The sequence below is a fragment of the Pseudomonadota bacterium genome, assembly GCA_026388315.1.
Taxonomy (GTDB): Bacteria; Desulfobacterota; Syntrophorhabdia; order Syntrophorhabdales; family Syntrophorhabdaceae; genus MWEV01.
In genome coordinates this window covers 50,535-64,343 of sequence record JAPLKA010000128.1, presented here as the reverse complement: position 1 = coordinate 64,343, position 13,809 = coordinate 50,535, and the positions used below count along the sequence as shown (strand labels likewise).

At 42.5% G+C, this 13,809-nt stretch carries 18 protein-coding genes; 10 read left to right on the top strand and 8 right to left on the bottom strand.

The features are described 5' to 3' along the window. Window positions 1–61: 61 nt before the first annotated feature. The 10 genes from NTX75_18625 to NTX75_18580 all read left to right on the top strand — a co-directional run bounded on the left by NTX75_18625 (window position 62) and on the right by NTX75_18580 (window position 7,261). Window positions 62–460, top strand: a complete 399-nt coding sequence (locus NTX75_18625) for a type II toxin-antitoxin system VapC family toxin (protein ID MCX5818231.1) — start codon at window positions 62–64, stop codon at window positions 458–460. 344 nt (window positions 461–804) lie between these two features. Beyond that, window positions 805–1,044 (top strand): hypothetical protein, encoded by a 240-nt coding sequence (locus NTX75_18620; GenBank protein ID MCX5818230.1) that lies wholly within the window; start codon window positions 805–807, stop codon window positions 1,042–1,044. After that, window positions 1,041–1,445 (top strand): type II toxin-antitoxin system VapC family toxin, encoded by a 405-nt coding sequence (locus NTX75_18615; GenBank protein ID MCX5818229.1) that lies wholly within the window; start codon window positions 1,041–1,043, stop codon window positions 1,443–1,445. The genes NTX75_18620 and NTX75_18615 overlap by 4 nt, the downstream gene beginning before the upstream one ends. 50 nt (window positions 1,446–1,495) lie before the next feature. Then, a complete protein-coding gene (moaC, locus tag NTX75_18610) occupies window positions 1,496–2,452 on the top strand; it encodes a cyclic pyranopterin monophosphate synthase MoaC (protein ID MCX5818228.1) in 957 nt (318 codons plus the stop codon). Window positions 2,453–2,471: 19 nt separating this feature from the next. Beyond that, complete coding sequence (locus tag NTX75_18605) at window positions 2,472–2,957, top strand: MogA/MoaB family molybdenum cofactor biosynthesis protein (protein ID MCX5818227.1); 486 nt, start codon at window positions 2,472–2,474, stop codon at window positions 2,955–2,957. A gap of 176 nt (window positions 2,958–3,133) precedes the next feature. Further along, on the top strand, window positions 3,134–3,349 hold the full coding sequence (locus NTX75_18600; protein ID MCX5818226.1) for a PC4/YdbC family ssDNA-binding protein: 216 nt from the start codon (window positions 3,134–3,136) through the stop codon (window positions 3,347–3,349). A gap of 74 nt (window positions 3,350–3,423) precedes the next feature. Then, entirely contained in the window at window positions 3,424–3,648 is a 225-nt protein-coding gene (locus NTX75_18595) for a hypothetical protein (protein ID MCX5818225.1), read from the top strand. Window positions 3,649–3,783: 135 nt separating this feature from the next. Continuing rightward, window positions 3,784–3,984, top strand: coding sequence for a cold-shock protein (locus tag NTX75_18590; protein ID MCX5818224.1), 201 nt, complete (start codon window positions 3,784–3,786; stop codon window positions 3,982–3,984). Between the two features lie 76 nt (window positions 3,985–4,060). Then, complete coding sequence (locus NTX75_18585) at window positions 4,061–5,668, top strand: radical SAM protein (protein MCX5818223.1); 1,608 nt, start codon at window positions 4,061–4,063, stop codon at window positions 5,666–5,668. A gap of 21 nt (window positions 5,669–5,689) precedes the next feature. After that, window positions 5,690–7,261: a dehydrogenase gene (locus tag NTX75_18580; GenBank protein MCX5818222.1), complete on the top strand. Its 1,572-nt coding sequence runs from the start codon at window positions 5,690–5,692 to the stop codon at window positions 7,259–7,261. Here NTX75_18580 and NTX75_18575 read toward each other — a convergent pair whose 3' ends face one another. The 8 genes from NTX75_18575 to NTX75_18540 form a co-directional block, all read right to left on the bottom strand. Continuing rightward, the gene (locus NTX75_18575) at window positions 7,262–7,954 is read right to left on the bottom strand and encodes a phenylalanine--tRNA ligase beta subunit-related protein (protein ID MCX5818221.1); all 693 of its coding nucleotides are present in this window, start codon (window positions 7,952–7,954) and stop codon (window positions 7,262–7,264) included. Then, the gene (locus NTX75_18570; GenBank protein ID MCX5818220.1) at window positions 7,954–8,355 is read right to left on the bottom strand and encodes a F0F1 ATP synthase subunit epsilon; all 402 of its coding nucleotides are present in this window, start codon (window positions 8,353–8,355) and stop codon (window positions 7,954–7,956) included. Before NTX75_18570 ends, NTX75_18575 begins: the two co-directional genes overlap by 1 nt. 8 nt (window positions 8,356–8,363) lie before the next feature. Continuing rightward, the gene (gene atpD, locus NTX75_18565) at window positions 8,364–9,782 is read right to left on the bottom strand and encodes a F0F1 ATP synthase subunit beta (GenBank protein ID MCX5818219.1); all 1,419 of its coding nucleotides are present in this window, start codon (window positions 9,780–9,782) and stop codon (window positions 8,364–8,366) included. Window positions 9,783–9,849: 67 nt separating this feature from the next. After that, complete coding sequence (gene atpG, locus NTX75_18560) at window positions 9,850–10,710, bottom strand: ATP synthase F1 subunit gamma (protein MCX5818218.1); 861 nt, start codon at window positions 10,708–10,710, stop codon at window positions 9,850–9,852. Between the two features lie 9 nt (window positions 10,711–10,719). Beyond that, window positions 10,720–12,228, bottom strand: a complete 1,509-nt coding sequence (atpA, locus tag NTX75_18555) for a F0F1 ATP synthase subunit alpha (protein ID MCX5818217.1) — start codon at window positions 12,226–12,228, stop codon at window positions 10,720–10,722. 5 nt (window positions 12,229–12,233) lie between these two features. Continuing rightward, entirely contained in the window at window positions 12,234–12,776 is a 543-nt protein-coding gene (atpH, locus tag NTX75_18550) for an ATP synthase F1 subunit delta (GenBank protein ID MCX5818216.1), read from the bottom strand. After that, on the bottom strand, window positions 12,773–13,267 hold the full coding sequence (locus NTX75_18545; protein MCX5818215.1) for an ATP synthase F0 subunit B: 495 nt from the start codon (window positions 13,265–13,267) through the stop codon (window positions 12,773–12,775). The genes atpH and NTX75_18545 overlap by 4 nt, the downstream gene beginning before the upstream one ends. Further along, window positions 13,267–13,692, bottom strand: a complete 426-nt coding sequence (locus NTX75_18540) for a hypothetical protein (GenBank protein ID MCX5818214.1) — start codon at window positions 13,690–13,692, stop codon at window positions 13,267–13,269. The genes NTX75_18545 and NTX75_18540 overlap by 1 nt, the downstream gene beginning before the upstream one ends. Between the last annotated feature and the right edge of the window lie 117 nt (window positions 13,693–13,809).

The window sequence follows — 13,809 nt, the reverse complement described above, 5'->3', positions numbered from 1 at the left end:
CCGATGATTTCATGGAAAACGGGAGAGAACAGCCGCAAATGCAGGAGCGAAAGGGTCTGTAATGTATTTGCTTGATACAAATATCTGTATTTTTATCAAGAACAGAAAGCCTCTTTATGTCTTGGAAAAATTGCGCAGTGTACTCGAACAAACCGTTTATTTATCCAGCATCACGGTAGCCGAATTGCAATTTGGCGTTTACAACAGTCAAAACATTGAAAAAAACAGAATATCCTTAACAGAATTTCTGGCTCCATTTGAAATTATCGATTTTGGTAATACCGACGCTGAACACTTTGGAATTATAAGATCACAGCTAAAAAAAGAAGGAAATCTTATCGGCCCTTACGATATGCTCATCGCAGCTCAGGCGGTTGCGCGTAATCTCATTCTTGTAACCAATAATACAAACGAATTTATAAGAATTAAAAACCTGAAACTAGAAGATTGGAAAGAGTAGCGTCCAACAATTAAATCCAGCCGACCGCTTACAGAGACGGCTGATTTTTGCGTTGAAACAAGATGATCGAAAATATCGATTTCATATCATTTTCGGCGATTGTAGACACTGTGTCTACAGCATTGGTACCAACAGTTGGTACAAAACATGAAATCTCTGTAAACCCAATACTGGCTTTGGTTTAGACAATTAGGTATACTTTCTATCACAGTGAGAGAAAGTATAGAAACCTTTTGAGGTGAATTGGAATTCACCCTTCATTTCAAAAAGCAGTTTTATCGTTTGATTTTCCTGTTCCATTGAGATACAATATTATAACATTGCGATACAGGAGGTGATACACGATGCCGATCAGTTTAAGAATAACCCCGGAAAAGGAACAAATTATCAGCGAAGAAGCTTTGAAAGCGGGAAAAACAAAAACGGGCTATATCCTTGATGCCGTTGATGAAAAAATTGGTATCGGCCAGAATCGCGAACAACTTATCAGAAGCCTTGCAGGCTGGCTCTCCCATGAAGAAGCAGACGAGTTGAGGCAATCATTGGACGTTTTCGAAAGGGTCGATGATGAGGACTGGAAATGAAGATTGTCCTGGATACAAGCGTTTACACTGATTACGCTGAAGGATTGCCTGATGTGGTTGACATACTGGCAAAGCGTAGCAGCCTGATTTTTATCCCTGCCATCGTGCTTGGAGAGTTGCGTTACGGATTTATGAAAGGAAGCAGACAGCAGTTTAATGAAGATAGGCTTGATAGGTTCATGGACGTACTGAAAGTCAGGATAATAGATGTAAATGATGATGTTGCACGTAAATATGCAACAATAGTTCTTTCACTGACAAAAAGGGGAAGCAAAATACCCATTAATGATGTATGGATTGCCGCATGCTGTATGAGTTCGGGCGGCATGCTGCTCACCAGGGATAAACATTTTGAAGCAGTCGACCAATTGGATAAAATCATACTGCAAAAAGGTGTTTGACGTAAAAAATAAATGTATAATAAATTCAGTTATTCATCAGGAGATTTTATATGAAACTGACACACCTCGATAGCGACGGGAAGGCTCATATGGTGGATGTGAGCGGTAAAAATGAGACTGAACGGGAGGCGAAGGCTTACGGCAGGGTCACAATGTCACAGGAAACATACAAGACGGTAAAAATGGGACAGGGACCCAAAGGAGATATCTTCACTGTTGCAAAGATAGCGGGAATAATGGGTGCAAAAAAGACTCATGAACTTATACCGCTCTGTCATCCGCTCTCAATTACCCACATAGATGTAAATTACGATTTCATTGATAAGGATTCGGCCGTTGAAATTGTTTCAACAGTAAGAACAAAGGGGCAAACCGGCGTTGAAATGGAAGCCCTTACATGCGCTGCAATTGTTGCCCTTACAATATACGATATGTGTAAGGCAATCGATAAGGGTATTGAACTGGGCCCGTTTTATCTCCTCGAGAAAAGCGGTGGGAAAAGCGGGGCGTATAAGAAACCGAAACGGAGAAACGGAGAAACGGCGATGAAAGGAAAAATCATTTCAGTTAATATCAGTAAAGACAAAGGCGAGAAAAAACATAATATAGGAAAATGCAGTCTTATAAAGGATATGGGTCTTGAAAATGATGCCCATGCAGGCTTCATGCACAGGCAGGTAAGCCTGCTTGCCACGGAAAGCATCGAAAAGATGAGGAAAAAGGGTCTTGATGTTCACTCTGGTGATTTTGCAGAAAATCTGACAACAGAAGGTATCGACCTCATTTCTCTTCCCGTAGGAACAAGATTACAGGTTGGTACGAGTGTTGTTCTGCGGGTCAGCCAGATAGGAAAGGAATGCCACAGCAGGTGCGCCATATTTCAGCAGGTAGGCGATTGTGTCATGCCGAAGGAGGGCGTATTCGCCGAGGTGCTTACTGAAGGTGAAGTCAAAGTTGGAGACGAAATAGAAATCAGTTCACAGTTAACTGTTCACGGTTCATTGTAAAAACGAAAGGGGCTAACAGGTGAAATATACAGTTGCAATTATTACGATCAGCGACAAAGGCTCCAAGGGGGAAAGGGAAGACAAAAGCGGTCCGGCATTAAAAGGGATGCTCATGGATGCTTATGAAGTAAATAATATTGTAATTATTCCTGACGAAGTCAATATCATCGCAGATACAATAAAAAAGTTCACAGATGAATTAAAAATAGACCTTATCATAACAACCGGTGGAACAGGACTCGGGAAGAGGGATGTCACCCCTGAAGCAACCCGAACAGTCATCGAAAAGGAACTCCCGGGCTTCGCAGAGGTAATGAGAATGGAGAGTTATAAAATAACACCACATGGTATTATATCGCGTGGCATCTGTGGCATACGCAGAGAAAGCATTATCATAAATCTTCCCGGAAGCCCTAAAGCAGCTACGGAATGCCTGTCTTTTATCGTAGATGCCCTACCCCACGCCCTGTCAAAATTAAAAGGCGATCTCACTGATTGCGGTTGATTAGAAACGTATTTCTTTTCGCTGTATTTACGACAGATTATGTGGTATTCTAAGTATATATTGTAGTTTTTTACTATTCCCGTCTCAGCTTACGTCCCTTATTGCTTTGAATCAAAGAATCGAAGAAAAGGGTCAGGACAAAATACCGGAAATAAGAATCGATAAAGGGAGGCTTTGTGCTAATAGGTAAGATTATTAAGAGTTCTAAACAAAGGCTAATGGTAACAATAGAGGATCGTAAGGGATTAAAGATTATTGACTTAAGAATGTATAACATAATCAATGACGGTGAATTAATGCCCACTCCGGAAGGGATTTCCTTAGTGCCTGAAAGTATAGACTCTGTTGTTGGTTTTCTGAGAGAGGCACAAAGGAAAATATTGGAAAAATAACGGAAATATCCAAATCCCTGCGAATAGCTGATCGTTCCGGGGGTCGGTTTTTATATTAGAGAGAGGAGGCTATTATGCCAAGACATGGTGGCGGGTTTAAAAGCGAGAAAAGGAAAAAAGAGTTATTCCGGCTGAAAAAACAGGAAGAGAAAAGACAGCGTCGGTTCACCGGACAAACCGAAAAGGAAGTCGGAACTGAAGCGGAAACAGTAACTGAAACGGAAGTCGAAACCGAAACAAAAATCGAAACCGAAACGACAGATTCAGAAAATCAGGAAAAAGATATTCAAAAAGTTTGACCTTCTCGTAATTCTATGTAATAATATTATCGGAGTTCGGAAACATTTGTTAGTTGTATCCACAAAGGCTTTATTTTTGTCGTATCCTCCTAACACGGTTCCGTTTTTTCCACATTTTAATAGGAGGTATGTAGCATGGCAAAAGGAGTTGTAAAATGGTTCAACGAGTCTAAGGGTTTTGGCTTCATCACTAACGATGACGGCGGAGACGTGTTTGTTCACTATTCAGCAATTCAGGACAGCGGTTTCAAATCCCTGTCCGAAGGGCAGCAAGTGAGTTTTGATGTTGTAAGCGGTCCGAAAGGCCCAAGCGCAGCAAACGTAGTGAAACTCTAAGCCAATCAAGCAGGCCCATATCTATCCGGGCCTGCTCTTTTTTTAAACATCTTCAAAATTAATCTCAACTGTAAAAGTGCGCGTACTTCTCGTCCAACCCCCCATAGAAGATTTCTACGGTACCGGAATAAGGACATACCCCCTTGCCCTCCTCTATCTTGCAACAAAGATACGCGATATATGTGATGTCTCCATTCTTGATCTCAGAACAAATAGAACACACAGGATACTGGAAGGTAATCCCTTTCCAGATTTACAGAACTATTACAGGGAGGATATGTATACGCCTCTCTCTCTTTTCAGCACATATTATCGTTTTGGGCATGTCCGCGAAAAAATAAAAGATATCATTGCATCTCGTAAACCGGACATTGTCGGTATCTCATCCCTTTTTACCACATACGCTGACGAGGCAATAGAGGTAGCCCGGATTTGCAAGGAAGTAGATAATTCAATTATAACAGTCGCAGGGGGAACACACCCCACTATTTTCCCGGAACACATCTTGAAATCCCCCTATGTGGATTATGTAATACGGGGCGAGGGGGAAACACCTCTCCTTGAGCTTATCAAGTCATTAAAAACAGATAGGGATAAGGGGATATCCCATATTCAAGGAGTTTGCTCAAAAGAAGGGGTCAGACTCTTTCTGTCAGACATTCATATTGAGTCTGACATTAATCTGATACCTGACAGGAAGTTTCTGGATCCATCCAAATACCGGATCGGTAGGAAAAATTATACGTTTTTTCTTACTTCGCGCGGGTGTCCTTTTCGTTGTGCCTTCTGTGGGAAACCCCCTGTGCCATACAGAAGAAGAAGCCTTGCAAGCATAGAGCAGGAACTATCGAAGTGCATGGATTTTAACATCCAATCCATTGATTTCGAAGATGACATGTTAACCCTTGATCCCACTTATTTCAACGAAGCCCTGAGCCTTTTCAAAGGAAAAGGACTAACCCTCTCTGCCATGAACGGGATTTACTCTGAAACATTGAGTACCGGAATACTTGACAATATGTTTGAGGCAGGCTTCCGGCGACTGAACTTTTCTCTGGTGGACATTAACCAGCATGTTATCAGGGAAGAGCACAGGTTTTACAGCACAAACTTTCTCCATCTCGTTCCCTACCTTGAGTCATCCCCCTTCCTCGTGGAAACACATTTTATCATTGGCCTTCCGGATCAAAAACCTGAAAATATCATCGATATGCTCATCTTTCTCATGGGAAAACGATTACTCCCCGGCCCGAGCATCTTTTATATGGCGCCCAACACCCCTTTGTTTGACAACTTTTTCGGAAATGACTGGGAAAAGCATATAAAATCATTGCGATCAAGCTTCATGTTTCCGGCCAATCCCCTTTTCCAAAGAGACATAACATACACCCTCATGAAGCTTGTACGATTTATCAATCTCACAAAACAGATGCTTGATAAAGATAGCGCCCTGAAAAGATTAAGCGACCTTCCCGGCCTGCTCTCAGGGAAGAAGGAATCACTTGATAAACATATCCTTACCGAGTTTCTCAAAAATAAACGGCTGATTTGTTATGACCTGAGAGGGAGGACGTATACCGATGAAAAGCAGGACAGCGCCCTTATTGATCTCTTTTTTAAAAAGGCAAAAGAGAGTATCATTAAGGGTTATAAAACAGCCAATTCACTCGTCTGCGATGTTTAACGTATAATATGGAGGCGTTTTTTGGATTTAATAATAAACAATTTAAGAATACCCGTTGAAAAAGACGGAATGGATGAATACGTAAAAGCCGCTTCACAAAGGCTAAAAATTGACGATAAAAACATAAAGTTCGCTAAAATACTTAGCAAATCACTTGATGCGAGAAGCAAGAAACAGTTCTATTACGAAATCTCAATAGTTGTAAGTACTGCTGACAGCTTCGACAACAAGGAGAACTTCCCTGTATACACTGAAAAAATAAAGGCAGACAGGCAATCAAAAAACATCAAGGAGAGGCCCATAATAATAGGTTTTGGTCCTGCCGGCATGTTCGCTGCTCTTGAGCTTATTGATTATGGGATTAAACCAATAATATTCGAAAGAGGTAAAAAGATAGAAGAACGTTCTGTTGATGTTCGAAGATTTATTAAAGAAAGACAACTGGACCCTGAATCAAATATCCAATTCGGTGAAGGCGGTGCAGGTTCATACTCGGATGGGAAGCTGTTTTCCAGGATAAAAAATTCTGAATATGTAAACAGGGTGCTGGATGTTTTTATTAAATTTGGTGCGCCTGAAGAAATAGGGTACATCAGCAAGCCCCATTTGGGGACGGATGCTTTGCGGCGAATAGTTACTAATATAAGGAGCTATATCCTTGAAAGAGGCGGTGAGATATTTTCTAACTCAAAAATGACGGATATGCTTATATCAGATGGTAAGGCCCTGGGTGTAGTAATAAATGGTGAGAGGGAGTATCATTCTTCAATCATCTATCTTGCGGTTGGACATTCTGCGCGTGATACGTTTGAGATGATTCACAAAAAAGGTATTGCCGTTGAGCAGAAGCCAATTTCTGTTGGTGTAAGAGTAGAACATCCTGTTGAGATTATTAATCTTATTAGATATGGTAATAAATATAAGGACTTCCCCGGCATAGGGGCTGCTGATTATTCTTTTACCTATACCAATCGAAAAATAGGAAGGGGGGTGTATACATTCTGCATGTGCCCTGGAGGCGAGGTAATAAACGCTTCATCTGAAAACGGCATGATGGTTTTAAACGGCATGAGCTACTCGAACAGGTCATCGGCATTCTCAAATGCAGCAATTGTTGTAACCTGTCATACGGATGATTATAAATCAACCAATCCACTGGCCGGTATTGAGTTCCAAAGGGATATAGAGCGGAAGGCTTTTAATGCAGGAGGGGGGAGATGGGAAGTCCCTGCACAGAACCTGGTGGATTTTTTATGTGGGAGAATCTCTAACGACTTAAATAAAACTTCGTATAAGATGGGGGCCATAGCTGTTAATATGAATGAAATCTTCCCAAAATTTGTATATGAGGCGCTTTTAAGCGCGTTTAATAAATGGAAAGAGGATTATCCGCTATTTGTTTCAAATCATGCGATATTGTTGGGTGCAGAAACAAGAACTTCCTCCCCTGTAAGAATTAAGCGCAGCGAAAAACATGAATCAGTAAATACAAAAAACCTGTACCCGATAGGCGAAGGCTCGGGCTATACAGGCGGTATAACGAGCTCTGCCGCTGATGCTATAAAGGCTGTGGAGAGTAGTCTGTCAATATGATTAGAATTCTACAGAAGTATTTATTCTTGTAAGGATGTCTTTAAAGATTACCCTGCCATACCAGTTCTTTAACAGTCCTTCTTCCATCTCCGCCATGACTGTCTCACAAAGTCCTTCAGACAAACCTTCCATAATATCAATGGGAACAAAAACAGAACCCGTTTGTGCTGTTACCTTGTCCTTATTGCACTGTCTCCAGACCCATCTTCTTGTAAGCACCTCTCTGGCATCTTTGTAGACCACCTCATTGGCATCAACAGTTTCTGAATCAGCGCTGTCCATCGGTATAAACGGTTCATCACCTTTTGCAAAACAAAGGGCGATATTACCCTCTAATGGCAGGACAGCATGTCCTCCCATGGGTACAAGATGTTTTAAGGAGACTGTATTGTACAGATCAACTACAGGATTGATCCTGGGGAAAGGGCCACCCTTTAATGACCTGCGCAGGAGCGATTCGATAGAGCTATAATACTTAGAAGCTGAAATACCGAGCTTATTGAAGGCCTCTCTCCAAACCTTTATGTGGGGATGATCCTGGGGTTTTTCATACTGAAAATGAGACCTCAAGTCTTCAAGAACGGCTTCAAGCTCATCTACACCGTACCGTGTATTCTCGATTTCGCATACAAGGATACCAATCTTTAATCCGGGGAACAAATTGAAAAGTTTTTCGTCTACAGAGAAAAACATTAAAGTTTCTTCGACGCCACCGAGATCCTTGCAATAGAACGCAGGAGCGCAAGCTCTTGCATTCTGTATTCTAAAGAATCTACTGCTACCTCTCTAAGGGCCGACTCTGCCCATTTCACAGTTCGCTGCGCCCTGTCAACATCTATCTCTTCAGCAAATTCTGCTGTGTCTACAAGAAAGGTTACCTTATCATCAATTACCTCTCCGAAACCGCCGGCTGCAAAAAGATGCCTCGTCCTGCCCCCTTTTATATACCGGATTTCTCCAACATCAAGTGTTGTAAGAAATTTTATATGACCGGGGAGAATTCCGAATTCGCCAAGTTCGCCCCTGGCTTCCACCATCTCAACCTCTTCATGGACAAGCAACCTTCTGGGTGTAATAATTTCAAGATTCAGCATTGGCAACGTTAATCTCCCATAAGCTTTTTCGCCTGCTCAACGGCCTCTTCAATGGTTCCTACCATATAGAATGCCTGTTCAGGCAATTCATCGTGTTTGCCTGCGATGATTTCACTAAAACCTTTAATCGAATCTTTTATTGAAACGTATCTGCCCTGCTGCCCGGTGAAGGCCTCTGCCACAAAGAAAGGCTGGGATAGAAATCTCTGTATCCTTCTTGCCCTGGCAACAACAAGCCGGTCATCTTCTGAAAGCTCATCCATACCGAGGATTGAAATAATATCCTGCAAATCCTTGTATTTCTGAAGAATCCTCTGGACCTCACGCGCCACTGCATAATGTTCTTCACCTACTACTTTGGGATCAAGAATCCGGCTTGTGGAATCAAGGGGGTCTACGGCAGGATATATACCGAGCTCTGAAATCTGTCTTGACAGAACTGTAGTGGCATCGAGGTGGGCAAAGGTCGTTGCCGGGGCCGGGTCAGTCAAGTCGTCTGCAGGCACATAAACAGCCTGAACAGAGGTAATAGATCCTTTTAGTGTTGAAGTAATCCTTTCTTCCAGCTCCCCAAGGTCTGTTGCAAGGGTCGGCTGGTAACCAACTGCCGAAGGCATCCTGCCGAGCAAAGCAGAAACTTCTGAGTTGGCCTGCGTGAAACGGAATATGTTATCAATAAAGAGGAGCACATCCTGGCCTGCCTCATCCCTGAAGTATTCTGCTGCTGTCAGTGCTGTGAGCCCTATTCTGGCACGTGCACCCGGCACTTCTGTCATCTGACCATAGATAAGTGCACATTTTTCAATAACGCCTGATTGCTTCATTTCCAACCAGAGGTCGTTGCCTTCCCTCGTTCTCTCTCCAACACCGCCAAATACGGATATACCGCCATGGTGTATGGCAATATTATGGATCATTTCCATTATAAGAACTGTTTTGCCAACACCGGCGCCACCAAAGAGTCCGACTTTTCCACCTTTTGAATATGGCTCAAGGAGGTCAATAACCTTAACGCCCGTTTCAAGAAGCTCAATCTTCGTATTCTGCTGGGTAAGCAAAGGCGCAGGTCTGTGTATGGGATATTTCATCTCTGTTACAACAGGACCTCGACCATCCACAGGTTCCCCTATGACGTTCAGCACCCTTCCGAGAATCTCCTTACCGACGGGGATGCTTATCTGGGCGCCTCTATATACTGCTTCCTGGCCACGCGAAAGCCCATCGGTTGTTTCCATTCCTATGCAGCGCAATGTGCTGTCTCCGATGTGCTGAGCAACCTCAAGCACAAGATTCTCAGGCTTATCGCTTATTGTAGGGTTCGTAATATATACCGCTCCGAATATAGGCGGAAGGTTGTCAGAGGGAAACCTTATATCCACAACTGTTCCTATGACCTGAACGATTTTTCCTTTTACCTCCACGCTCATCTATGCTCCTCCTTTTAAGCAGTTCAGCTATTCATAGCAGAACTTCAATGAAATTTTTAAAGTTCCTCTATGTTCCTCTCAAAGCCTCAGCACCACCAACGATGTCCATCATATCATTGGTTATGCTTTCCTGTCTTCGTTTATTATAGATAAGGGTAAGATTATCTATCATCTCACCACTGTTGTTCGTTGCATTTTCCATTGCACTCATCCTTGCCCCGTGCTCTGATGTCTGAGAATTAAGTATTGCAAAATATATCTTTGTGCTTATGTATCTCGGGATTAGCTTCTCAATGATTTTATTTTTATCCGGCTCATAGAGATATTCTGTGTCTTCGTATATATGAGATGCTTTTATGGGGAGAAATTCATCAAACATCACTAATTGTTTAACAGGCGACAGGAAGTGGGTATATTCCAGATAGATTTTATCAAATTCTCCCTCTGTGTAATACCTTATAAGATCAGATGCTATTGAATCAACTATTCCCTTATCAACCTTTTTCATGTCAGTCAAATCTTTAATAACCTCAACTTTCCGTCGCTGGAGGTAATCTTTAACCTTCTTTCCAACAGCATAAACCGCGATCCTTTCGTACTTATCCCTGTTTTGTGCAACAAAGTTTTCCGCCTTTATACCTATGTTGACATTGAATCCACCGCATAGGCCTCTGTCAGATGCTATCGAAACAATAAGCACCTTTTTTATCTGCTCCCTCTCCGCCAGAAGCGGGTGGCTCTCCGGAGGCACGTTTGCAATGACACGGCCCGTTAATTCCTCTATTTTTAAAGCATAAGCCCGTATCTTATCCAGTTCATCCTGCGCCCTTCTCAATTTGGAAGCAGAGACCATTTTCATTGTCCTGGTAATGGTCCTGGTACTTTCTATACTGCTTATCTTCCTCTTTATATCCCTTAATGTCGCCATTGAATGCCCTTAGTATGTAAACTGTTTCTTGAATTCTTCAAGAACTCTGACAAGTTTTTCATCGATCGATGAATCGATCTGTTTCTTTATTCTAATGTCTGTATAAAGATCGGGGTGCTTTTCTTCAACAAACTGAAGCATCTCCTGCTCATACTTCCTGAGTGCGCTTTCAGGGTATGTATCAATATATCCGTTTGCACCTGCGTACATGAGCACAACCTGTTTTTCTACGGGGACTGGAACGTACTGCCCCTGTTTAAGGAGTTCTGTGAGACGCGAACCCCTGGCAAGGAGCGCCTGGGTAGTCTTGTCGAGATCACTTCCGAACTTGGCAAAAGCTGCCATTTCCCTGTACTGTGCAAGTTCGATTCTCAAGCGTCCGGCCACCTGCTTCATGGCTTTTATCTGTGCATTGCCTCCAACCCGCGATACAGAGATACCGACATTGATTGCAGGTCTTACACCGGCATAAAAGAGTTCCGGTTCAAGATAAATCTGCCCGTCTGTTATGGAAATAACGTTTGTCGGTATGTATGCAGAAACGTCTCCTGCCTGTGTTTCAATAACAGGAAGTGCCGTGAGTGATCCACCGCCGTGCTCATCGTCCCACTTGGCCGACCGTTCAAGCAACCGTGAGTGGAGATAAAAAATATCACCTGGGTATGCCTCCCTTGCGGGCGGTCTTCTTAATAAAAGCGATAATTGTCTGTAAGCAACGGCATGTTTTGAAAGATCATCATACACAATCAGTGCATGTCTTCCTGTATCCCTGAAATACTCACCCATTGCAGTACCCGAAAAAGGGGCAAGATACTGGAGAGGCGCCGGATCGCTTGCAGTTGCAGCCACAACCGTTGTATATTCCATAGCGCCATAGCTGCTAAGTAAATCTACGGTTCTCGCAACAGACGATCTTTTCTGCCCGATAGCAACATAGATACAAAAAACATCGTTACCTTTCTGATTTATTATTGTGTCGATAGCAACAACGGTTTTGCCTGTCCCCCTGTCACCGATGATTAATTCCCTCTGGCCTTTGCCGATAGGTATCATGGCATCGATAGCCTTTATTCCCGTTTGAATCGGTTCTTTCACGGGCTGCCTTACCACAACGCCCGGGGCATTCTGTTCAACATTTCTGTATTCTGTTGTCTCAATAGGACCTTTTCCATCTATAGGCTCTCCAAGGCCGTCAACAACCCTTCCGACCAATGCCTCACCAACAGGAACTCGGGCGATCTTTCCGGTCCTCTTCGCCAGATCACCCTCTTTTATCTTATAATCTTCACCAAAAACAACGGCGCCGATATTATCCTCTTCGAGATTGAGAACCATTCCTGTGATGTTATGCGGGAATTCAAGGAGTTCACCTGCCATTGCATTTTCAAGCCCGTAAATCCTTGCAATACCGTCACCAATAGAGATTATTACACCGGTCTCCTGCAGATCGATCTCTCTTTCAAACCCTGAAATCTTCTGCTCTATGATCCTGCTTATCTCATCTGCCCTAATCTCCATACGCTCTACTCCTTCAAGATATTTTCCTTCAGTAACTCAAGCTGTCTTTTTGCGCTGCCGTCTATTATTGTTCCTTTAATGACAACCTTCACCCCACCCATCAGCGATTTATCTTCAACCGCAGATAGAACTACTTCCTTATGTAATTTCTCTTTCAAAACCTCTTCTATGCGCAACTTTGTACTGTCATCAAGGGGGTATGCCGACGATAACGTTCCCCTGACCCTGCCTTCTTTGTCGTCTATAAGCTCCCCGTAAACATCTTTAATGAGAGGGAGGTACAACATTCTGTTATTTTCAAGCAGCATGCTGAATATATTGGCCAGCGGGAGAGATGCACCAAATGCCCTCATCACATCTCCAAGAAGTTCTTTACGTTTTCTCATCTCCGTGATCGGAAGCATAAGGGCATTTCCAAGCTTCGGCTCTTCCTTAAAATACCCCAGAATGGCATCAAGTTCTTTGTAGTATTCACGGTATTTTCCATCCTTTTCACCGACGGCAAAGAGACCTCTTGCATATCTTTTTGCAATGGATTGGCTTATCAATTCATGCTCCTCAATTTTTCTATAAACTCATCCACCATCCTGTTGTGGTCATCTTTTGTGAGTTTTCCCATCACAATATTTTGTGCCTTTTCTATTGTCTGCCTTGCAATTTCTTCTCTTATTTTATCCACCACTTCTTTTGCTTCCTGTTCGTAAGTAAGTCTTGCCTGTTCCTTTATTTTTGATGCGTACTTCGCCGCATCATCCAGTATCTTTTTCTTTTCCTTTTCGGCCTCTGCAATCACAGCCTTTTTGAATGCATCGACTTCTTCATCAAGCTTTGCGATTTTTTTCTCATACTCAACCCTTAAGGCTTCCGCCTCTCTCAGCAGCTTCTCAGCCTCTTCAAGCTTATCTTTGATTGTCTGGTGACGGTTTACAAGATAATCCTTCAAAGGCTTCCCGGCAAACTTTATAAGAACTGCTACGAGAACAAAAAAATTGACAAATTTAAAAACCCAGGACCATATGGATTCAGGGCCACCAGTCATTAAAAACTCCTTTTCAATATCTTCTGCGCGACTTCTGTGGAAAGCCTTTCTACTTCCATGTTCAACGAATCGTAAATCTTCTTGCTTTCCTGTTCTATTTCGGCTTTTGAGCGTGTGAGTTCATCAGACAATTCAACCCTTGTCTTTTCAATAATGTGCATTGAATTGGTGCGGGCCTCGTTCAGCAGGGCATCCTTTGATTCAAGGATTGGCCTTTTTCTTTCCTTTATTTTTTCATCGTAGGATCTTTCGAGATTGCCAAGGTCTTCCCTGATGTCCTGCGACTTTCCAAAAAGAGAGCTGATTGTGACGTCACGTTTGCCTATAGCCTTCAAAACCGGTTTGAACAATAAGATGTTCAAAAGGAAAAGAAGGACAAGAAAATTTGCAAACTGAATAAGTATGGTATAATTAAAATCAACCATCTTCTAACCCCTTTTTGGTCTAGCCAAAAGAATTATTTCACATACTTTATTATCATAAACCAAACGTTTTTGCAATTTTTTTTATGAATAATATTTTTCAATGTCTCGCTTTAAGCA